Annotated in this window: 15 protein-coding genes; 10 read left to right on the top strand and 5 right to left on the bottom strand. The window is 50.4% G+C overall.

What is annotated here, in order from left to right; all coding sequences use genetic code 11:
• The first annotated feature begins 25 nt into the window (after nucleotides 1–25).
• The 9 genes from frr to LCH85_14485 all read left to right on the top strand — a co-directional run bounded on the left by frr (nucleotide 26) and on the right by LCH85_14485 (nucleotide 16,513).
• Nucleotides 26–586 (top strand): ribosome recycling factor, encoded by a 561-nt coding sequence (gene frr / locus LCH85_14525; GenBank protein MCA0353205.1) that lies wholly within the window; start codon nucleotides 26–28, stop codon nucleotides 584–586.
• A gap of 297 nt (nucleotides 587–883) precedes the next feature.
• Nucleotides 884–2,029 carry a hypothetical protein gene (locus LCH85_14520; GenBank protein ID MCA0353204.1) on the top strand — a complete coding sequence of 382 codons (1,146 nt, stop codon included), beginning with the start codon at nucleotides 884–886 and terminating at the stop codon, nucleotides 2,027–2,029.
• 58 nt (nucleotides 2,030–2,087) lie between these two features.
• The gene (locus tag LCH85_14515) at nucleotides 2,088–2,570 is read left to right on the top strand and encodes a GNAT family N-acetyltransferase (protein MCA0353203.1); all 483 of its coding nucleotides are present in this window, start codon (nucleotides 2,088–2,090) and stop codon (nucleotides 2,568–2,570) included.
• Between the two features lie 17 nt (nucleotides 2,571–2,587).
• On the top strand, nucleotides 2,588–3,100 hold the full coding sequence (locus tag LCH85_14510; GenBank protein ID MCA0353202.1) for a tail fiber protein: 513 nt from the start codon (nucleotides 2,588–2,590) through the stop codon (nucleotides 3,098–3,100).
• Nucleotides 3,101–3,154: 54 nt separating this feature from the next.
• Nucleotides 3,155–3,670: a tail fiber protein gene (locus tag LCH85_14505; protein MCA0353201.1), complete on the top strand. Its 516-nt coding sequence runs from the start codon at nucleotides 3,155–3,157 to the stop codon at nucleotides 3,668–3,670.
• Nucleotides 3,671–3,716: 46 nt separating this feature from the next.
• Nucleotides 3,717–4,214, top strand: a complete 498-nt coding sequence (locus LCH85_14500) for a tail fiber protein (GenBank protein ID MCA0353200.1) — start codon at nucleotides 3,717–3,719, stop codon at nucleotides 4,212–4,214.
• 20 nt (nucleotides 4,215–4,234) lie between these two features.
• Entirely contained in the window at nucleotides 4,235–5,362 is a 1,128-nt protein-coding gene (locus LCH85_14495; GenBank protein ID MCA0353199.1) for an ABC transporter substrate-binding protein, read from the top strand.
• 32 nt (nucleotides 5,363–5,394) lie between these two features.
• A complete protein-coding gene (locus LCH85_14490) occupies nucleotides 5,395–15,606 on the top strand; it encodes an isopeptide-forming domain-containing fimbrial protein (GenBank protein MCA0353198.1) in 10,212 nt (3,403 codons plus the stop codon).
• Between the two features lie 160 nt (nucleotides 15,607–15,766).
• Nucleotides 15,767–16,513 carry a DUF4388 domain-containing protein gene (locus LCH85_14485; GenBank protein ID MCA0353197.1) on the top strand — a complete coding sequence of 249 codons (747 nt, stop codon included), beginning with the start codon at nucleotides 15,767–15,769 and terminating at the stop codon, nucleotides 16,511–16,513.
• A 205-nt stretch (nucleotides 16,514–16,718) separates the two neighbouring features.
• Here the strand turns inward: LCH85_14485 and LCH85_14480 are convergent, their stop codons facing one another.
• Together LCH85_14480 and LCH85_14475 are read right to left on the bottom strand one after the other, a co-directional pair.
• Nucleotides 16,719–17,816, bottom strand: a complete 1,098-nt coding sequence (locus tag LCH85_14480) for a M20/M25/M40 family metallo-hydrolase (protein MCA0353196.1) — start codon at nucleotides 17,814–17,816, stop codon at nucleotides 16,719–16,721.
• A gap of 95 nt (nucleotides 17,817–17,911) precedes the next feature.
• Nucleotides 17,912–19,036, bottom strand: coding sequence for a trypsin-like peptidase domain-containing protein (locus LCH85_14475; GenBank protein MCA0353195.1), 1,125 nt, complete (start codon nucleotides 19,034–19,036; stop codon nucleotides 17,912–17,914).
• 182 nt (nucleotides 19,037–19,218) lie between these two features.
• Here LCH85_14475 and LCH85_14470 point away from each other — a divergent pair, with 182 nt between their 5' ends.
• The gene (locus tag LCH85_14470; GenBank protein MCA0353194.1) at nucleotides 19,219–19,896 is read left to right on the top strand and encodes a hypothetical protein; all 678 of its coding nucleotides are present in this window, start codon (nucleotides 19,219–19,221) and stop codon (nucleotides 19,894–19,896) included.
• A 56-nt stretch (nucleotides 19,897–19,952) separates the two neighbouring features.
• On the opposite strand, the gene LCH85_14465 is transcribed toward LCH85_14470, so the two are convergent.
• From LCH85_14465 to LCH85_14455, 3 genes are all read right to left on the bottom strand, one after another.
• Complete coding sequence (locus tag LCH85_14465) at nucleotides 19,953–20,288, bottom strand: hypothetical protein (protein ID MCA0353193.1); 336 nt, start codon at nucleotides 20,286–20,288, stop codon at nucleotides 19,953–19,955.
• Nucleotides 20,289–20,410: 122 nt separating this feature from the next.
• Nucleotides 20,411–21,235, bottom strand: a complete 825-nt coding sequence (gene scpB / locus LCH85_14460; protein ID MCA0353192.1) for an SMC-Scp complex subunit ScpB — start codon at nucleotides 21,233–21,235, stop codon at nucleotides 20,411–20,413.
• A gap of 5 nt (nucleotides 21,236–21,240) precedes the next feature.
• Entirely contained in the window at nucleotides 21,241–21,993 is a 753-nt protein-coding gene (locus tag LCH85_14455; GenBank protein MCA0353191.1) for a succinate dehydrogenase iron-sulfur subunit, read from the bottom strand.
• Nucleotide 21,994: the final 1 nt, after the last annotated feature.

The following is a 21,994-nucleotide window of genomic DNA, read 5'->3' as shown; positions in this document are numbered from 1 at the left end:
TAGCCAAATGACAAGGAGTTTTAGTATGACGGTTAAAGATGTTTTACGCGATGCCGAAAGCAAAATGAAAAAGAGCATCGATTCGTTGCGCCATACCCTTGGTGCTGTGCGCACGGGCCGCGCCTCTCCCGCCTTGGTCGAAGATTTGAAGGTTGAATATTATGGCTCTGAAATGCCGCTCAACCAGTTGGCCAACATCGCTACCCCTGAATCACGGATGATTACGATTCAACCTTACGATCAAGGGGCAATCAAGGCGATTGAAAAGGCCATCCAAAATTCCGAGTTGGGCATCAACCCCAGCAACGATGGCCGCGTCATTCGCTTGGCGATTCCCCAATTGACCCAAGAACGGCGTAAGGAGTTGGTCAAGCAGGTCAAGGCCAAAGTTGAAGATGGCAAAGTCGCGATTCGCAATGTGCGTCGCGAAGCCCAAGATGCCATTCGTAAATTGCAACAAGATAAGGCCATCTCGGAAGATGACGAGCGCCGTGGCCAAGAAGAGTTGCAAAAATTGACCGACCGCTTCCAAAAGGAAGTTGAAACGATCGGCACAACCAAAGAAGCCGAGGTCATGGAAGTCTAGGACTTGTGGTTGTTGGCGAATTATAGCTTGGCCTACCACCAGTAGGCCAGCGCTTAATGCAACGCAACTGACTGTCCAAGCCCGAAAATCCCCCATGAGCCAAGTGTAAGTTTTGATTCTTGCAAGGCTCATTTCACCACCGCACCCCATGCGGTGGTTTTTTAATTTTTTATCTATCAGCCTAGGTACTATATGCTACTATGACCTTTTTCCTACAAGGGTTATTCCAGGGCTATGGTATGCTTTTGGCGCATTGCCCGATCCACACCCACATTTAATACATTTGAGGATGCCACCATGCCCGATCAAGATCACAATCAAGCCATCAATCGGCGGCAGTTTCTCAAGTTGGGCGCTATGTCCGGGTTGCTTGCCAGCATGCCCGAGCTAGCCGCTGCCAACGAGGGAAGCCCTATTCGGCTACGAGAGCCAGAGGTAATGCAGGTTGGAGTTATCCTGCCCACAGAATTGCACAGCCATCGTGCAACGCTAGCGTTTTTGGCAGGTTTACAGTTTGCCAGCGAGCAAGCAGCAGTTCCCTTCCGATTTAATCTTCAAACGCCCCAAAGCCTCAGCCACCTATTCACCGCCAAGGCTGCGACGGCGGATATTTGGCTCAGCCTTGGCACAGCCTTCGGCATCCAAACCTTAAGCGACTGCTTGCCCAATCAGGCGATCATTGCTGCAACCTTGGGCGAACATTTCGCGGTTGCCAACCCCAGCCCCAATCTGTTGATCAATAGTTTTGGCCTGGCCGATGCTGCTTGGCAAAGCGCAGTGTGGGCTAGCCAACAACGAGGCAAACGCGCCGTCATCATTCGTTCAACAGCACTCAGTGGCTACGATTGTACGTGGGGTTTTGCCCAAGGTCTATTGGTGGCAGGCGCTGAGTTAATTGGCGATTTTAACTTCGATTCAGCTGATCTGGCCGCCAAAGTTGCCAGCCTCAATCCTGATGTTGTGTACCTAGCGCTCAATGCCGCTGAATCACAGCAATGGTGGCATAGCTATACCGCCAGCAGCAAAACCTTATGGATTACCCCCAATGCCACGCTCGATGCGAAATTAGCGCAACGGCTGCGCAAACAAGGGTTGGATATAGCTTATGCTGGTGGTTGGAGCGTGGCGAGTAATCCAAGCTTTCAACAGGCATTTAGCAAAGTGTCTGGGACTGAAACAACCCACCATCATGCACTTGGCTACGATACCGCTTTGTTGATTGCCAGTGCTCGGGCTGGGCAAAAAACGATTCGCTACGATGGATTGCGGGGGGCAACCAGCATTAACGCCTATCGCACAAGCCATGCTCCAACCTATTTGCACTTTTTGGTTAGCCAACAACGCCAAGCAGCACCAATTAGCTTGGCAGCGCTTGATCAATCTAGCGTTCAACAGCGGCTTGATTCAACGCGCAGCGGCGTAATTCAACCGTATTTTGAATAAACACAAAGACTCGGTTTGCTTGATTCTCTAGGGTTTGGTGTGCTGAAGGAGATCACCGATGATTGGATTAGCAGCCCCACTGAGTCTGCGGGCAGCGACTCCCAACGATGAGTCGCTGCTGCTTAATTTGTATGCCTCGACACGGGCAGCCGAATTGGCGCGGGTTGATTGGGATGAAACCCAAAAGACCAATTTTATCAAAATGCAATACCGCGCCCAACATGCCCACTACATGCAACATTACCCCGATGGCAGCTACCAAATTGTGCTGCATAAAGCCAAACCCGTTGGCAACTGGTACACATTTCAAAGTTCAACCCTGATGCGCGTTTTAGATATAACGATTCTGCCGCAATTTCGCGGACGCGGCATTGGTCGGCAACTCTTGACCCAGTTTATCGCTGAGGCCAAAGCTAGCCAACGCCGGATTCGTTTATATGTTTATAAAGAAAATCCTCAGGTTCAGGCTTGGTACGAGCGCCTAGGATTTCAAGCTGTCGGTGGCATGAGTATGTACACCGAAATGGAATGGCGGCCTTAGTTTTTGGAGGATCGCACATGGGACAACCGTATGTTGGTGAAATTCGCATGTTTGCAGGCAATTTTGCCCCAGCCGGCTGGATGTTCTGCGCAGGGCAGATATTACCAATCTCAGAGAACGAAACGCTCTTTCAATTAATCGGCACAACTTATGGCGGCGATGGAGAATCGACTTTTGCCTTACCCAATTTACAAAGCCGTTTTCCCTTGCACCAAGGCAACGGGTTCATTTTAGCCGAAACTGGTGGGGTTGAACAAGTCACCTTGATTGTTTCCCAAATCCCTAACCACACCCACCCTGCTTTAGTGAGCGCCAACAATGGCACAACCAATATTCCGCAAAACGCCATTTGGGCCAAAGCTGGCTCAACCAACCTGTATGTTGCTGGAGCAACACCCGGTGATATTTCGCCGTTTGCCGCCAACGCCGTTAGCCAAACTGGTGGTTCGCAGCCACATGACAATATGCAGCCCTTTTTAGCTGTCAACTTTATTATCTCATTGTTTGGCATCTTCCCATCACCAAGCTAGGCGAAAAAAGCGAGCCTTGAATCGTTAAGTAGATGTAGTTATTGAGGTGCTTGTATGTCAGACCCATTTGTCGCTGAGATTCGGATTGTTGGCTTCAACTTTGCACCGCGTGGCTGGGCTTTTTGTGATGGTCAATTGTTGCCAATTTCGCAAAATACTGCTTTATTTTCGTTATTAGGTACAACCTACGGGGGTAATGGCAAAAGCAACTTTGCCCTGCCCAATCTCCAAGGCTGCGCCCCCATGCAGCCAGGCCAAGGCCCAGGCTTAAGTTTACGCGACTTAGGCGAAACTGGCGGTACTGAAACCGTTACCCTCTTACAAAGTGAAATTCCAAGCCATAACCACACCTTTAATTTTGTAGCACTTGATGGGACGAATGCTGACCCAACAAATAATATCTTTGGGGCCAGCGAATCAACTGATACCTTCCGCAATACGGCTGATACAACCTTATCACCGCAAGAACTTACATTAACTGGCAATAACCAACCACATAATAATATGCAGCCCTATCTGACCTTGAATTTTATTATTGCCATGCAAGGCATCTTCCCACCACGTGGCTAAGTTCGAACGATTCGGCATCCAGCTATTTAAATGAGGATGAATTACTATGGCAGAACCATTTTTAGGCGAGCTTCGCCTGTTTTCGTTCGTATTCGCCCCGCGTGGCTGGGCTTTGTGTAATGGTCAATTATTACCAATTAATCAAAATCAAGCCTTATTTTCGTTATTAGGCACAACCTATGGTGGCGATGGTCGCGTCAATTTTGCTTTGCCCGATTTACGCGGGCGTATTCCGATTCATATGGGCAATGGACATACTTTAGGTGAACGCGCAGGCGAGCAAGCCCATACCCTCTCGATTACAGAATTACCAACCCATAATCATATGCTTTCAGCTTCAATCCAGCCCGCCAATAGCGCTAGTGGCTATCCGCCAGCCCGTTCGAGTGGGGTCAATGGCTACACCACCGCTGGCCCAACTGGCACAATGAATCCATTGGCCGTCGGTAGTGTTGGGGGCAGTCAAGCCCACCTGAATATGGCTCCATTTTTAACGATCAGTTTTTGCATTGCCTTACAAGGCATCTTCCCATCGCAGACTTAATAGGTTGAGGATTTAAAGGTATGCACAATCAGCGTTTGGGCATTGGTATGCTCGTCCCTTTCGCAGTCGATCGATCAGCGATTGCCGAGCAATTTGAGCAAGGCTTGCGTAGCGTTCTGGCTCCCAGCATTCACGATGGCATGATCAAGGATGTTCATGTGGTTGTTGAAGAAGTTGGGGCTGGGGTGATTCTGCTTGAGCAAAAAATTCAACAATTGCTTGGCAATCGCCATGTTGATATTTTAGTGCTGTGGCTGCAAAGTGGCTTAATTGAATACATTACGCCATTTTTGGAGCGCATGCCACGCCCAACGCTGGTCGTCAACCTTGGTGAAAATATTCCACGCACGAGCGAACAGCATCCGTGGATTGTTCAACACAGTTTGGGATTATGGCAGGCCCATCATGCGCTTGGACGTTGGGCAGCGGAACAGCTGGGCCGCACCACCGTGCATGCCTTGAGCCACTACGATAGTGGTTATGATCTGCATTATGCCCTTTTAGAGGGGTTCAATCAGGCTGGTGGCGAGACAGTTGGCCACTACCTGAGCCATGTTGCGCCTGATCGCGGCAATTTTACGCCACTCTGGCATTATTTGGCAGAAACCCCTAGCGATCTGCTCTTTTATACAGCATGCGGCCCTGAGGCAAAACAATTTTTAGCGGCGTGGGCGGATAGTCCATTGCTTGGCAAACGATCGTTAGTCGTTAGTCCGATGGTTTGGTTTGAAATCGAGCCTGAGCTACGCTCAAAACTAGCCCTAACGACCTGTTTGCCATGGCATCCGGATCTCCTTTCGTCAGCGAATGCAGCAACAAACCCCTTTGAAGCATTGGCGCAGCTTTTAGGCCTAGAAGCTGGAGCTTGCCTGGCTCAGGCACTGCTTGAGTCGCCCAATTCCGATGATCAAGGGTTGTTGCAGGCGCTGAACAACGCAACCTGGACGACCCCACGTGGCTCAATCGAACGTTATTCAAGCCAACAAACCAGTGTGCCACAGTTGTACCTTATTCAAGCTCATCCAACCGATCAAACCAGCAACCAAGTTATCGCGCTTGAGCTTGCGACACTTGATCTTAATCCACTGCTTCGCACCATTGAACAAGCGCCGCGCAGTGGCTGGCTCAACTCATATTTGTGTGTCTGATGAAGGTAACCCAAACAGAAAGGTATCCCGCTGTGTTGAAACAATCTCGACTTTCTGCTGTGGTAGCGGCACTCCTCGTTGGAGTGCTGTTTGTGCTGCAAGGAAGTGGAGCCTTTGCCGCTCCAAAGCCTGTGCAGCAAGCCCAAACGTCGGCTGAACGCCCCATGGCTGCGCCCCTCCTCGGCTCCAACGATGTGTTGTTGAGCGATATGGGCGGGCTGGGCAATGCTGATGGTAGCATTGCTGTGAATCCTGTGGTTGCCTATAACGCCACCGATAGCCAATATCTTTTGGTGTGGGAAGGCTTAGAAACCGCCACTGGCTCGTTAAACTTGCATGGTCAATTGATCGATGCAGCGACTGGTGCTGAAATTGGCACGAATGACTTTTTAATTGCCGATGACGCTGATGTTCAAGATGCCTATGGCAGACCACAAGTGGTCTGGAATAGCGTCAACAATGAATATTTAGTCGTTTTTGAAGGCGATAGCCAGGTTGCGGCTGGGCTTACCAACGAGCTTGAAGTATATGCGCAGCGGGTTGCCGCCAACGGCAGCTTGATTGGTGCGCCATTGCGGGTTAGCCAAATGGGTGCGGATGGCGTAAATACACTTGATGCCTTCGAACCAGCTGTTACTTATAACGCCACCAATAATCAATATGCAGTGGTTTGGTATGGCGATGATATGGTTGGCGGACGAGTCGAGGCTGAGTTTGAAGTCTATGTGCAATTGCTCGGCTTTGGCGGCGGTAACCTGATCGAGGTTGGCGGCGACGTTAAGGTCTCTGATGTTGGCACGACTGGCAGTGCAACCATTCGCCCAGAAGACCCGAACATTGTGTGGAATAGCGCCAATAATGAATATTTAGTCGTTTGGCGCTCCGATGATAGCGGCACTGACGGCGATTTTGATGTTTATGGCCAACGCTTGAATGCCGCCCTCACCGAAATTGGTGCAGACGATTTCTTGATCGCCAATAATGCCAATCAAGATTCGTTTGATATTAATGTTGGCTATAACCCAACCAATAATCTCTATCTGGTGCTTTGGTCGGGCGATAACGTCACCAACTCGGTCTATAACGTTTATGGCCAGATCGTCAGCGGGGCAGGAGCGGTAACTGGTGGCCTGTTGACCCTCTCATCAACCAACACAGGCGTTTCAACTGACCCAGTTATTACCTATAACTCGCGGGATAACCAGTTTATTATTGCCTGGATGGCTCCCAGCGCTGCTGGTAATACTGAACGCGAAATCTTCACCCAAAAAATTAATGCTGCAACGGGTGCTCGCCTCGCCCCCAATGATGTGCAAGTCAGCGATATGGGACCAAATGGCAATGATAGTTTCTTTGCCAATGGCTTTATTGGGATTGCCTACGCTGGACAAACTCTCAACCATACCTTGGTTGTTTGGGGTGGAGCTGATAATCGTGATGGTCAAACAATTGGCGAATCAGAAATTTTTGGTCAATTGATTACGCCAATTCTGAATGTACGCAAAACCATCACCAGCAATACTACCAACCTTGATGCCTTTGACACCCTGACCTATCAAATCGAAGTTGAACATGCCACGGTGGTTGAAGGCGCTGATACGGTTTCGTTGAGTTTGGCCGATGGCTTTAATCTCAACCTGACCGATGATTTACCTCCCCAACTGAATAATGCCACTATTGTCAGTGCGATTGTTAGTGATGGGGCAAACAGCACCAATGTCGCTGCCAATCTCTCGGTTGGTAGCGGCGATCTCGCAACCTCAACTCCATTTGGCTTGCGCTATCGCTCCAATGGCAACAACAGCGAAAAATTAACCTTAGTGCTGAACACCAAAGTTGCCAATACAACGGTTGCCGGCGCAATTTTTGGCAATGTTGCCAACGCGACGTGGAGCAATACCAGTTCACTTGGCAGTGTTACGGGCTTGACTGATAGTAGCGCGAATGTGAACGCCACAATGGCCCGCGCCTTTACGGTCAGCAAATCGAGCCTTGAAACTAATGCCTTGATCGATCAAAATATTACCTACCATCTTGATGTTGGCGTGATTGAAGGGACGACCAATAGCTTACAATTTGTCGATACCCTACCTGCGAATACCAGTTATGTGCTAGGCTCAATTAACGTTAGTAATAGCAATGGGATGACGATCAGTGGTTTGACTGCCAATGTTAGCGGCCAAACCTTGACGATCAATGCAAGTAGTGTCGTCAATCCAGGTAATGTTGATAACGGCGCAACCGCTGATAGCGATGTGTTCCGCTTATCCTATCAAGTAAAAGTACTTGATGTGCCTGCCAATGTGAGCGGCGTGGTTTTGACCAATAGTGTCAATGCTTCGGCCAGCCCAAGCCAAGTTGATAACGGCAATACCCATAACCTGACGATTGTTGAACCATTCTTGGATGTCAGCAAAACGATTGTTGGTTCATCCTCGGCGGTCGATGCTGGCGATACGGTGCGCTACCAAATTCGGGTCAGCCATACCGCTGCTAGCACTGCGTTTGCCTATGATATCGGCCTGATCGATAACTTGCCAACCGTGCTTGGTTCGCTAGCTGTGGAATCCGCCACGATTAGCGATGGCGCAACCAATACTGATGTAACCAGTAGTTTTGCGATCAATGGCTCAGGCCAGCTTGCTAATACAGGCCTAATCAATCTTGATATCAATACCAATGGCACAGTTGATCAATCCTTGACGATTATCGTCAGTGGGATCACCAAGAATAGTGTGGCTCCTGGCGCAACAATCGCCAATACTGCCAATATTACCTGGCGCAATGCAACCGCGTTCCAGCGATCAAACTACAACGATTCAGGCAGTGCGCCAAATATTTCGGTGCCAACGCCGTTTAATGTTACCAAATCGGTAATTGCAGGTAGCACGCCAACGATTGGCAGCATTGTTACCTACCAATTGAGTATCAATGTCTTAGAAGGTACAACCAGCAATATCCAGATGGTCGATACCTTACCTGCTGGAATGAGTTATGTATCAGGTTCAACCTTACTCAATGCCAATGGGATGACTATAGCTCCGGTAAGTATCATACCAATTGGACAACAGTTAACCTTCGCAACTAACAGTGTGATGAACCCCGGCAACTCCGATGCGCCAAACATCATGGATACTGATAGCTTTACAATTTCGTATCAAGTTCGGGTTAACGATGTGCCTGGCAATGTTGCTGGGACGGTATTAACCAATGATGTTGATGCAACTGCCGATGGTGTCGCAGCCGATAACAATAACTCGGTGAGTGTCACGGTGCGCGAGCCACTCTTGTCGATTGATAAGAGCATCACGACCAGCACCGCCGGGGTTGATGCTGCTGATACCGTGCGCTATCGGATTGAAGTCTTCCCCCTAGCAGCAAGCAATGCCAACGCCTTTGGCCTCAATGTCAGCGATGATATGCCGGCTGCGCTACAAGGCACGGTGATCGAAAGTGCTACGATCAGCGATGGCGCAACCAACACTGATGTCGCTAGCAATTTCAATATCAATGCCAGTGGCGATTTAGTTACTGTCACACCAGTAGACTTGACACTCAATACCAACGGGCCGAGCGATCAAGTTTTGGTGATTGTGATGCGCGGCACGGTTCGCAACACCGTCAACCCAGGTGGCACGATTGCCAATGCCGCAATCGTTACATGGCGTAATAGCGAAAACCTGCAACGTGGCAGCTATACTGCCACCGATCTTGCCCCAAACATCACGATTCCGGCCAGCTTTAGTGTTAGCAAGACGGTTGCTGCCCCAGGTGCAAACGTTGCCGTCGGAGCAACTGTCACCTATCGCTTAAGCACAACGGTGATTGAAGGCACAACCAATAATCTGCAATGGGTTGATACCTTGCCCGCTGGTATGAGCTATGTACCAGGTTCAGCAACCGTTGAAAACGCCAATGGCATGACTATTCCTAGCTTGAATGTCTCATTAAGCGGTCAAGTGCTGACCATCGGTGCTAGCAGCGTAGTTAACCCAGGCAATGTGGATAATGCTGCTGCTGCTGATACTGATAGCTTCACGATTACCTATCAGGCTACGGTCAATGATGTTGCTGGCAATGTTACTGGCACGGTGCTAACCAATGATGTTGATGCAACTGCTAATCCAGGTTTGAGCGACAACAATAACTCCGCCAGCGTTACCGTGGTTGAGCCAATCTTGGCGATTGATAAGGCACTCACGACCAGCGCGGTTGGAGTTGATGCAGGCGATACCGTGCGCTACCGCATTGAAGTCTCGCCACAAGCTACTAGTGACAGCAATGCCTTTGACCTTAATATTAGCGATGATATGCCCGCTGGCATTATAAATATGGTGATTGAAAGTGCCACAATTAGCGATGGTGCAACCAATACCGATGTTGCCAGTAGCTTTAGCATCAACGGCAGCGGCGATTTGGTCACGCTTACGCCGCCAGACTTGTTGCTCAACACCAATGGCACCAACGATCAACGCCTAACGATCGTTGTAGCTGGTCAAGTACGCAACCAGATTAATCCAGGTGGCACGATTGCTAATGCCGCCACCGTGGATTGGAGCAATAGCGCAGGAGTCCAACGCTCCACCTATACTGCCACTGATCTTGCCCCAAGCATTACGATTCCGAATAACTTTAGTGTTACCAAAACCGTGGCTGCCCCTGGCCCTGAAGTTGGCGCAGGCGCAACCGTTACCTATCGATTGAGTACAAGCCTAATTGAAGGTACAACCGATAACATTCAATGGGTTGATACCTTGCCTGCTGGCATGACCTATGTGCCAGCTTCAGCCGTCGTTGAAAATGCCAACGGCATGACTGTCAATGGTTTCGCGGTCAATCTCAGCGGCCAAGTGCTAACTATTAGTGCCAGCAGCGTAACCAACCCCGGCAATGTGGATAATGCTGCTGCTGCTGATACCGATAGCTTTACGATTACCTATCAAGCAACGGTAGCAGGCAACGCCACCAGTGGCACGCCATTAACCAATGATGTTGATGCCAGTGCCGACCCAGGCTTGAGCGATACCAACAATCAAGTCACGGTTACGGTGGTCGAGCCAGAACTCACCATCAGCAAGACAATCAATTCAGTCACCACGGGCATCGATGCGGGCGATGAAGTACGCTACTTCATCAAGGTTCAGCCAACCGCTAGCAGCGGAGCCAACGCCACCAGCGTGATGATTACCGATACCTTGCCAAGCCAATTGAGTGCTACCAGCATTCTCTCGGCAACGGTCAGTGATGGGGCAACCACCACCGATGTGGCTGGCAACTTCACGATTGTTACTGGTCAATTACGCACCACTGGCAACCTTGGGCTTGATCTCAACACCAACGGTGCTAACGACCAAGTATTGACCTTGATGGTTCGCGGTCTGGTAGCAGACTCAACCACGCCACTGAGCACAATCAGCAATACTGCCGACCTCACGTGGCGCAACCCTGGCGGCATCTTCAATGCCAACTATAACGATAGTGCTACGGCTCCCACGATCAATGTCGCGAGCAGTTGGGTTGTTGGCAAATTTATTGTTCCGCCAACGACCCAAGTCAGCATCGGCCAAGTCGTAACCTACACTGTTAGTACGACCGTGATTGAAGGTACAACCCTCAATCCAGTTTGGGTCGATACCATTCCAACTGGTATGAGCTATGTCCCAGGCTCGGCGCAAATCTCGAATGCCAATGGTGTGACGATCAACAATTTCAGCGTCTCGCTCAGCGGCCAAACCCTGACGATTAGCGCAACCAGCATCGTCAACCCCGGCAATACCAACAATGCTGGCAACGTTGATATCGACACCTTCTTGATGACCTATCAAACAGTCGTCGGTAATGTCGCTGGTGGCACGGTTTTGACCAACGACCTTGATTCAAGCGCTAGCCCAAGCTTGATTGATAACAACAATCAAGTGTCGGTAACCGTGGTTGAGCCAACCTTGAGCGTGGTCAAGACCATTACCACCGCGACGGGTGGGGTTGATGCTGGCGACACGGTACGCTACCAAATTCGCGTAGCTCACGTGCCAAGCAGCAACAATAATGCAACATCGGTCTTGCTGACTGACACCTTGCCATTACAACTCCAAAACCTGACGCTGGTTTCAGCGATTGTCAGCGATGGTGCAACCAGCACCAATGTTTCTGGTAATTTCTCGCTCAGCGGTGGTGTGCTCCGAGTAACTGGCAATCTCAATCTTTTGATCGATACCAATGGCTCGAATGATCAGGTACTAACGGTGGTTGTTCAAGGAACAATTCGCGATCTGATTACGCCAAACTCGACAATTGACAACTCAGCAACCACAACATGGTCGAACGCTAGCGGAGTTAGCCGTCCAGTCTATACGGCAACTGGTTCCGCCCCAACCATTACTGCTCCAAGTGTTTGGAGTGTGACGAAGGCAATTTCGCCAGCAGTCAGTACGGTTTCGCCAGGCCAAGTGGTTGAATATACCTTAACCACGACGGTACTGGAAGGCACAACGACCAATCCTCGCTGGGTCGATACCTTGCCTGTTGGTATGAGCTATGTTGCTGATTCAGCCCAGGTGCTCGATGCCAATGGCATGACGATCAATGGCTTTAGCGCTAACGTGAGTGGTCAAACATTAACGATTGCGGCCAGCAGCGTGGTCAACCCAGGCAATGTCAATAACGCCGCAGCAACCGATAGCGATAGCTTTGTAATTCGCTACCGAGCCATGGTTGATAACGACGTAAGCCTTGGCACAACCCTGACCAACGACGTTGATGCAACCGCCGACCCAAGCCTGAGCGATAACAACAACTCGGTTAGCGTGACTGTGCGCGAACCCGACTTGACGCTAAGTGTTGCTGAAACCAGCGATGCTCAACTCGAAGCAGGCGATCCAATCACCTTTGTCGTGACGGTCAATAATCCTGCTGGAGCCAATGCGCAGGATGCGAACACGGTTGCGATTACCAGCAGCTTTACCAGCAACCTCAGCAACTTGAACATTGTGAGCGCCCAACAAACTGGCGGGGCAACTGGTGGTAGCTTTGCAATTGTTGGCAACAACCTGCAAACTAATACCCCAGCAAGTATGCCAATTGGCTCACAAATTGTCTTGACGATTAGCGCTGAAGTGAATAACACTGCTGCTCCGGCTAGCTTGGCAGGCATGCAAAGTGGCGTAACTTGGCGCAACGCAGCCGATGTGAGCTTGCCACGCTATAGCAAGACCGATAGCATTAATGACTCAATTGCTTCGTTCTTTGCAGTAACCAAGGCAATTGTGCCAGCCGCTAGTACGGTTTCAGCTGGCCAGACCGTCACCTATACCCTCGAAGTTGAGGTGATTGAAGGCAGTACCAGCAATATCGTGCTAACAGATACCTTGCCAGTAGGCATGAGCTATGAAGTTGGCTCAGGCGCAATCTTGAGCAACGGCGGCATCACGCTGAATAACTTTACCGTGACCAGCGTAGGCCAAACAGTGATCTTCCGCGTCGATCCAGCGACCAATCCTGGTAGCTACCCAAGCGATGGCCTCGATACCGATAGCTTTAGCTTGATCTATCGTGCAACCATCGGCCAAAACGTGGCTTCAGGTACGGCCTTGACCAACGATGTTGATGCAACGGCTAGCCCCAACCTGAGCGATAACGACAACTCGGTCACGGTAACGGTGGTTGAGCCAGACCTCAACATCAATTTGAGCAAACTTACGGCTGATGGTGGCGTAGATGCCGCCGATAGAATCCGCCAACAACTAGTGATTAGCCATACCACCAACAGCTTGGCCTCGGCCTATGATGTTGATTTGAATGTTGACTTGCCAGCAAGCTTTGGTACGCCAACCTTGATCTCGGCGATTGTCAGCGATGGTGCAACCAGCACCAACGTCAGCGGCAACTTAGGCTTCGATGCCAACGGTGATTTGATCAACACTGGCAACATTAATCTCTTGATCAACACCAATGGCAGCAACGACCAACGCCTGACCGTGATTGTGGAATACACGCTGCCCAATAGCATCAACCAAGGTGCAACGGCAAGCAGCGAAGGCTCAATCACCTGGAAGAATGTTAGCGGTTCGCAATTACCAAGCTTCACTGATGATAGCAATGTGTTGGATTACAGCGTAGCAACCAGCTTCGCGCTTGAAAAAGCCGTGGCGAACACCAGCATTGCAAGCACAGTTGGCAGCCAAGTAACCTTCGGCGAAGTTGTGACCTATGTCTTAACCGCAACTGTACTCGAAGGCACGACCAATAACCTGAGCTTTGTTGATAGCCTGCCAGTTGGTTTGACCTATGTCGCTGGTTCGGCCAGTGTAGCCAACGCCAACGGAATGACCGTCAATGGCTTGACCGCTAACCTCAGTGGCCAAACCTTGACAATTGCTGCCAGCAGCGTGGTCAACCCAGGCAACGTCAACGATGCTGATACGATCGATAGCGATAGCTTTACCATCACCTACCAAGCAACCGTCAATGGCAGCAGTAGTGTGGTGCGTGGCGCGAAACTGCTGAATAGCGTCAACGGTAGCGCCGACCCAAGCTTGACCGATACGGTCAACACCGCCACCGTCGATGTTGCTGAACCAACCTTGACCATCGTGAAGGCAGTTGATGACAGCACACCTGACTTTGGTCAAGTGCTCGATTATACCTTGACGATTGAACACACCGCTCAAAGCAATTCGATTGCCTATGATCTGCTGGTTGCAGATAGTTTGCCAACTGGATTGAGCGCGGTTGCTGGCTCACTAAGCGTTATCTCAGGCCCAGCTCCAACCAGCTTTGTAATCAATGGCTCAACCATTGAAGCAACCTTCGCTAGCTTCGCAACTGGCTCAACCACAGTCCTAGGCTACCAAGCCCGAGTCGCTTCGCCACCAGCTTTGGCAATTGGCGCAAGCTTGGTCAACGAGGTTGATCTCACCTGGACTTCGGCCAGTGGCACGGTCAACTTAGAACGCAGCTACAACGCCAGCGATGATGTAACCGTCACCCTAACTAGCGTCGATTTGGCAATCAGCAAGCAAGTTACACCAAGTGTTGCAACACCAGGTACACCAGTCACCTTTACCATCCATTTGACCAATACTGGCAACCTGCAAACCAGCAACATCGTCTTGACCGATATTGTCTCGCCATTGCTGACCAACGTGAATGTGAGCAGCCAAGGCCTGACGATCACCGATACGGGAGCCAACCCAAGTTACGTTTGGACGGTCAACGATCTTCCAGCGGGCGCAAGTGGTTCGATTCAAATTTCGGGGATTATCAGCCCAAGCTTGGCGAGCGATACAACCTTAATCAACAATGTCAGCGTCAGCGATGATATTGACCAACTGCTGGCCAACAATAGTGCTAGCGCGATTGTGGCCTTGGTTGTGCCACGCATCAGCTTCAGCCTCAACAATTACGAGGTGGTCGAAGCAACTGGCAGTGCAACCGTGACGGTTCAACTGAACGCACCAAATCCAAATAGTGCAGTTCAGGTAACCTTTGCCACTAGCAATGGCACGGCAACGCTCAGCGATTACACCCCAGTCACCCAAACGCTGACCATCCCACAAGGTCAAACCAGCGTTCAAGTGATTGTGCCAATCATTGATGATAGCACCTATGAACTGAACGAAACCATCTTGTTGAGCTTGACCAACCCAGCTGGCACAGCCTTCGGCACACCAATCACCAGCACAATCACAATCATCAACGACGATCGAGCCTTGGTCTTCATCCCAATGGCGACCAAACCAGCATCGGTTGACGTAGTGGTTGATAGCATTCAAGTGCTGAACGGCACAGTCCGCGTCACAATTCGCAACACAGGTTCGGAGCCACTGTCGGGCGGCTATTGGGTTGATGCCTATATCAATCCATTCCAAGCACCAACCGCAGTCAACCAACCATGGAATAGTATTGGTCTCTTCGGGATGGCATGGGCAATTCCAACCAATGCGCCTGTGCTAGCGCCGAATGCAACCCTGACCTTGATCAGCGGTGGCCAATACTATCGCTCAGATTTGAGCTTCGTGCCACCAGGCCAACTCAGTGCTGGCAGCCGAATCTATGCCCAAGCCGATTCGTTTGGCTTGACCAACTATGGCGCAATTCTGGAAACTCACGAAATCAATGGTGGAACCTACAACAATATTCGCGGGCCATACATTGTGCCTGCCAACACCACCTTGGTCTTTGACGAGCAACGCCCAAGCACCCCAGAAGATTTGACTGGCGTGCCAGAACGACCATTACCACGCTAAACCCAAACGAACGCTTAACGGAAGTCACGGGGCAGTACTACTGCCTCGTGATTGTTTTAACCACAGGAGTAAATCTCAGTACTAACCAAGAAGGGGACTACAGATTGACATATGTATAAGCTAGTTATGTTACTATGGCAAACAGATTCGGGAGGTTGCCATGGAACTAACAGGCACATTCAACAGCTTTCCTTTACGTGAATTACTCGAACTGATGCAGCAAAGCTCAATGTGTGGCGAGCTTGAAATTGTCGGCAAACATGGACGTGGCTTGATCCTGACCCGCGATGGGTTGGTGCGCCACGCTGAATATAACGATAAAGTTGGGCCAGAGGCAGTTTGGCTGCTATTTGAAGAACCCAACGCTGAATTCGCGGTGCGCGATTTACGCGAGCTAACCCAAGAAACGATGCTCTCGGATGCAATGAGTTTGTGTGACGAGGCTGAGGATCGCGCTCGTTCATGGAGCGAATTGCGCATTTTCATCCCTAGCGATAATGCGATTCCCTATATTCGCAATGGGGCAACGCCCAGCCAACCGCTCGATTCGATGGCGGTGGCAGTGGCACGGACAATCAATGGTGAAAGTAGCATTCGCCAAATTGCAGAACGTTTGATCATCGAGCCAATCGATGTTTCACGGGCAATCGTCCGCTTGATCAAAGCTGGCGTAGTGGCAATTATGGGGGTTGATCCTGCTAAAAGCTTAGCAACCAAGGTTTTGGAGCCAACGACTGCACCGATGCCATTGGCTAGCTTAACGCCAACCCTAACCCCAGCCAAACAACCTGAGTTAACGACGGCTCCACTGCCCACCCAACCAGCAGCAACGCCAGCGAGCGATATTAGTCGCCCAAATCAAGGTGGTTTGCTTGGGCGTTTGGCTCAAGGCCCAGCTCGCCGCTAAAAAATATTGCAACAGCTTCCTTGATTGGCTACAGTGCTCCCGTGCTGTAGCCAATTTGTTTAAGTAACGTTAAACAGCAGCCCAGAGCAATCATGGCTACAGGCCGAAGGCTCTCGGCTAGCGGAACAGTTGGTGGTATTGCAATAGCCTATAGCCCAAAGCCAATAGCCTATAGCCTGATTACTTCGTGCCCTTCGTGAATCGACTACATACCCAACAAGGTTTTGACCGCATGATAATAATCGACCAAGCCATCGATGCTAACCCACTCGTCGTCGGTGTGCAAGCCTGCACCTTCTGGCCCCCAACAGACCGCTGGAATTCCGGCATCGCTGTAGAAGCGGGCATCAGAGCCAAAATGCTCACGGAAGAGGTGGGCTTGGCGACCAAGGCTGGTTTGTTGAGCGTCAACAATGCGTTGTAAGTTTGGCTCCTCGGCTGGCGTATTTAGGGCCGTGCCACGATGCAAAATCTGCACATTGGGGTTGGGTTCGCTGCTCGTCGCAAAGGCTTGCTTAACGTTATCAATCACCGCATCAGCACCTTCTTCGGGTGTCCAGCGAATATCAAGATTCAGTTGGGCATTGGCTGGAATGCGATTGCCAGCATCGCCGCCTTTGATAATCGAAGGCGTAACCGTGGTGCGCCAAATTTCTTGCGCAGGCGTTGGATAATATTCGTACAAACGCCCAAGGCCACTTGCCAAACGCTCAATTGGATTCACGCCTTCCCAAGGCCGCGAGCCGTGGGCTGGCACGCCTGGTTGCTCAACCGCCAGCCATAAAATGCCCTTGGCTCCATGACAAATATTCAGGTTGGTCGGCTCGCCAGCAATAAATAAATTAGCCTGCCAGCCTTCATCACGCAATAAGGCCGTGCCATTAGCTCCGCCAATTTCTTCATCGGTGACAAATTGGAAACTAACACTGGGGCGTTGTTCAGCAGGTAATTGGGCAATTTCTTTAATAATTTCAATGTAGACCGCCGCCGATCCCTTCATATCTTGCGTGCCACGGCCATACAATTTGCCATCACGCTCGAAGGCTTGCCATTGCTCAGGGCGGGCTGGCACAACATCCAAATGGGCATTTAAGATAATATCGCTGCGCAGTTCTTGGTTGAAATTGACCACCAACATTGGGTAGCCATTAGCATCGCGGTGATGCAGCAAGGCCGCTGGATAATCAGCCAACTCAGCTACCACCAAATCGATCACTGGCTGCAAATCGCGTTTTTCGGCGGAAACACTGGGAATCGCCACCAAGCGCGTGGTCAGATCAACCAAACTTGTACGGATTGACACACAGAACCCCTTTCGATAAACCTGACTGTATTGTAGCAAAAGCCCCAGCGCATCACGCTAGGGCTGAAGGTGGAAATCTTGCTGCATGCTTTGATCTAGCGGCCTGGACGTGCGCCAACCTGCACTTGCACATCGCGAGTACGGCCATTGCCCTCAGCCACAGTAACCGTAATTCGATCACCCGGCTGGGTCGTTAATTCCAATAATGAAATCACATCGCCCGATTCGAGCATTGGCTCACCATTGACCGCCACAATCACATCGCCAACCTGTAAACCAGCCTCAGCAGCAGGGCCATTGTAGAGTTGGGTAATAATAACGCCTTTGCTTGGCAAATTGTTAACTTCAGCAAAATAGCTATCAACACTGCTCAAGGCTGCGCCAAAGAAGGGGTGGGTATAGCTACCATCGCGAATAATGGCGGGAGCAACCAGCTTAACCAAATTGACTGGCACAGCAAAACCCAAGCCAATATTCGCGCCCCGCCCTGATGGATCGAGAATAAAGGTGTTGACCCCGATCACTTGGCCTTGGCTGTTGAACAACGGCCCGCCCGAATTACCAGGGTTAATTGCTGCGTCAGTTTGCAACACTCCAGGAATTGAAAAGGTACTACCGCCGCCCTCATTCTTCGCCCCACGAATTGCACTGATGATCCCTGCCGTGGCAGTCCGATTTTCGCCGTAAGGATTACCAATCGCCACCACGACATCGCCAACTTGTACCGCCGCCGAATCGCCAAATTCGACTGGAATCAAAATATTGGCATTCGGATTGCGAACCTTAATTACTGCCAAATCTGAATCGCTATCAACCCCAATTACATCGGCAATCGCCGCCTCGCCATCGACAAAATTAACCAACACACTGCGGCTACTGCCAACAACGTGATTATTAGTAACGATATGGCCTTGTTTATCGATCACAAAGCCAGTGCCCAGCGATTCGCCTTGGCTGCTTTGCACATCGATGCGGACTACCGAAGGATTGCCCCGATTATAGACCGCGCGAATCACATTGCTATAGGCATCAACCCCAGACTGATTGACCGGCATCTGGGCGGCAGCGGTTGCCAGTGGGCCAGTTGAAGGCACAGCAGCGGCATCGGCCACACTGGGCTGAGCCGTCGAAGCCTGATTGACCACATCGCAACTCACCATCAACAGCATGCCCAGCAAAATGCCACTCAACATCCAGCCCAAACGATCACGAAGCTGCATACAACCTCCAAATATCAAAACATCGGGAATCTAGAGCGAGTATAGCAAAAGCAGCGCCATCCTCCTACGGTCAAAGTTGGCTATAATTGTCCTAATCCATGTTCAACGATTGTCACTCGTTGTTGCTAGGACAATCTGTTAAAACACATACTATTGGTTTATTGCTCCACAAGGATGGCTCTATGTTTGGTTCATTTATCGCGCGGCACTTCGATTTTCGGCCAGTTGCGGCTCGCCAATGGGTTCAATTGATCTTTGGCTTGAGCATGTATGGCCTCGCAATCAGCTTTATGATGCAGAGCCATTTTGGGTTGGGGCCGTGGGATCTCTTTCATCAAGGGATTAACAAACTAACTGGCTTGAAGGTCGGTTTAGTTAGCGAACTAGTTGGCTTTGCGTTAATGGCGATGTTGCTGGTGGTTGATATTCGCTTTGGTTGGGGCACAATCAGCAATATTATTTTGATTGGGCTGGTCACCGACCTAACGATGCCGTTTATTCCTGCAGTAAGCTCATGGCCATGGCAATTGGGCTACTATCTGGTGGCCTTGGTATTGTGTGGCATTGGCATCGGAGCCTATATCGGGGCCAATATGGGAGCTGGCCCGCGCGATAGTTTTATGCTGTTTTTGGTGCGGCGTTTCAACTGGCCTGTGCGTCACGTTCGCACTGGCATTGAGCTTTCGGTGCTATTTTTGGGCTGGATCATGGGCGGCGATGTTGGTTGGGGCACGTTATTGTTTGCGGTTAGCATTGGGCCTGCGGTGCAATGGGGCTTGAAATTATTCAAAGCCTTGCCGCATTCGGTCAAGCCTGAGCCAGCTGTGGCGGAGCCAACCGAAGTTGCACCCTCAGTTTAATTAAACAAAACCACGCAAGCAAAAACCACGCTAGTTCATCCTAGCGTGGTTTTGTTCTATTTAGTAAGGGCCAATTCAAACCAGCTTGGCGGAATATTGAAGAACAATTGGGCTTCCCACCAGCCGATAAATAGCACCCAAAGCGTCATAATCAGCCAGCGTCGATAGCTTTTTGCCCCAATTATCAAGGCTAAGGGAATTAATGCTTGGGCCACCCAACTGCACCAATACCCAACTTGGGCCAAATTATCCCATTGTAATCTGAACATTGTGATATAGGTTAGCCGCAACGGAGTCCAAGTACATAGCAGAATCAACGCAATGGTTTGGCTGATCGAGCGCCAGGCAATCCCCTGTGACAAGATTGGCGTAGCCGCCGTTGGCCGTGCCATACAATCTCCTTGTGGAGTCGCAATTAAATATCGATAGTTTGGTTATAACAAAGTGGGTCATTTCAGTCAATGCAAACGAGGATGACTCAGGGTGCGATTTCCTTCACCACGCTGGGGATATCCTAAAATAAGCGTTCTTGGGCTGCATCGGGGTCAATTGGGGCTTGGCGCTCAAAACTAAAGGCTGGCAGTTCAGCCAAACTGGTAATGCCAAAAATGTGCAAAAATTGGCTGGTTGTGCCATAAAGCACTGGCCGACCAATTGTTTCAGCCCGACCAACCTCATAAATCAACTCACGCGCCAAGAGCGAACGCACGACTCCACTCGAATCGACCCCGCGAATTGCTTCAAGCCCAGCCCGCGTTACTGGCTGACGATAGGCGATAATCGCCAAAACCTCAAGCGCTGCTGGCGAGAGTTTTTGTGGTTGGCTGACCCCTAGAAAGCGTTCGAGGGCACTAGTAGCTTCAGGAGCACTAACCAATTGCAAAGTACCAGCTTGATCTTGCAGCCGAATGCCGCGCCCATTGAAGCGCTGGCGTAAATCAGCAATCAACAGCGGAATGTCCTGCTCACGCAATTCGAGGGCATTGGCCAACGTGGCATACTCAACCGGATCGCCAGCGACAAACAGCACAGCCTCAGCTCGCAGCAAGACATCGGGGTGTAAATGCTCGGTCGGGATTGGCATTGGCGATAGTAATTCAACTGGCTCAATCAAAACAGCAGGCTCAAACTCAGGGTTTGCAACTACCTCAATTGAGAACGATTCGGCTTCAATTTCTGGTTGGTCAGTTTGGGCAATAGGCATAGGTGGTGCTTGATCTACATTCATTGCTAGCTGGTTTGGTGGCTTGGCGAAATATTGAACCAACTGGGCAATCGCCAAGGCAAACAGCCTGAGCCAATGGCGCAGCAATGTTTGAATTGATGATTGCCCAGTCATGGAATTTAGACAGTTGCTTCGGTTCGAGCAACTTTAACTTCAATCCGCCCAAGGCCAATTTTGTTGAGCATAATTTTGCGCTTGAGGGCTTGAATATTTTCGCCATTGGGAATCGACTTAGGACATTCTGAGCAGTTGAACACGGTATGGCAGCGCCAAACGCCGGTTTCTGAGCCAACAATATCTAAGCGAGCCTTAATCGCGGTGTCGCGTGAATCTTCGACAAAGCGATAGGCGCGAGTTAATGCTGATGGACCATAATATTCGCCATTGCTCCAGTGAACTGGGCAGGCCGAGGTACAGCAACCACATTGATTACAGCTAGCGGCCAAAGCGATGCGGTTGGCATCTTTGGGGCTTTGCAAGCGCTCCTTGCCATCAGCAGGCTTGGCGATGTCGGTGACCAAATAAGGCAACATCACAGCATCTTTAGCAAAGAACGAATCGAAATCAACCACTAAATCGCGAATGACTGGGAAGCCTGGTAATGGCCCTACGGCAATTTCAGTGCTATTCAAGGACAGCACACGGGTGGTCGAGGCCAAGCGATTGCGACCATTAATCATCATGCCACAGGAGCCGTCGATGCCCGATTGCGAGCCACGCCGAAAGGTCAAGCTGCTATCTTGCTCGTCTTTGATGCTGTTCAAGGCATCAAGAATCGTGGTAAATTGATTTACCTCAACATGATAGACCTGATATTTGGCGGTAAAATCGGTGGCAGCATCGAAGCGTGGCACACGAAATGTTACTTTCATT

It is taken from the genome of Chloroflexota bacterium, from assembly GCA_020161265.1.
In the GTDB taxonomy this organism is placed as follows: Bacteria; Chloroflexota; Chloroflexia; order Chloroflexales; family Herpetosiphonaceae; genus Herpetosiphon.
Note: the sequence above shows the minus strand (reverse complement) of the source record. Positions and strands in the feature narration are given on the sequence as shown.

Excerpts from the sequence above, each read along its gene's own strand:
- frr (MCA0353205.1), top strand. The coding sequence starts at position 26 with ATGACGGTTAAAGATGTTTTACGCGATGCCGAAAGCAAAATGAAAAAG.
- LCH85_14520 (MCA0353204.1), top strand. The coding sequence starts at position 884 with ATGCCCGATCAAGATCACAATCAAGCCATCAATCGGCGGCAGTTTCTC.
- LCH85_14515 (MCA0353203.1), top strand. The coding sequence starts at position 2,088 with ATGATTGGATTAGCAGCCCCACTGAGTCTGCGGGCAGCGACTCCCAAC.
- LCH85_14510 (MCA0353202.1), top strand. The coding sequence starts at position 2,588 with ATGGGACAACCGTATGTTGGTGAAATTCGCATGTTTGCAGGCAATTTT.
- LCH85_14505 (MCA0353201.1), top strand. The coding sequence starts at position 3,155 with ATGTCAGACCCATTTGTCGCTGAGATTCGGATTGTTGGCTTCAACTTT.
- LCH85_14500 (MCA0353200.1), top strand. The coding sequence starts at position 3,717 with ATGGCAGAACCATTTTTAGGCGAGCTTCGCCTGTTTTCGTTCGTATTC.
- LCH85_14495 (MCA0353199.1), top strand. The coding sequence starts at position 4,235 with ATGCACAATCAGCGTTTGGGCATTGGTATGCTCGTCCCTTTCGCAGTC.
- LCH85_14485 (MCA0353197.1), top strand. The coding sequence starts at position 15,767 with ATGGAACTAACAGGCACATTCAACAGCTTTCCTTTACGTGAATTACTC.
- LCH85_14475 (MCA0353195.1), bottom strand. The coding sequence starts at position 19,036 with ATGCAGCTTCGTGATCGTTTGGGCTGGATGTTGAGTGGCATTTTGCTG.
- LCH85_14470 (MCA0353194.1), top strand. The coding sequence starts at position 19,219 with ATGTTTGGTTCATTTATCGCGCGGCACTTCGATTTTCGGCCAGTTGCG.
- LCH85_14465 (MCA0353193.1), bottom strand. The coding sequence starts at position 20,288 with ATGGCACGGCCAACGGCGGCTACGCCAATCTTGTCACAGGGGATTGCC.
- scpB (MCA0353192.1), bottom strand. The coding sequence starts at position 21,235 with ATGACTGGGCAATCATCAATTCAAACATTGCTGCGCCATTGGCTCAGG.
- LCH85_14455 (MCA0353191.1), bottom strand. The coding sequence starts at position 21,993 with ATGAAAGTAACATTTCGTGTGCCACGCTTCGATGCTGCCACCGATTTT.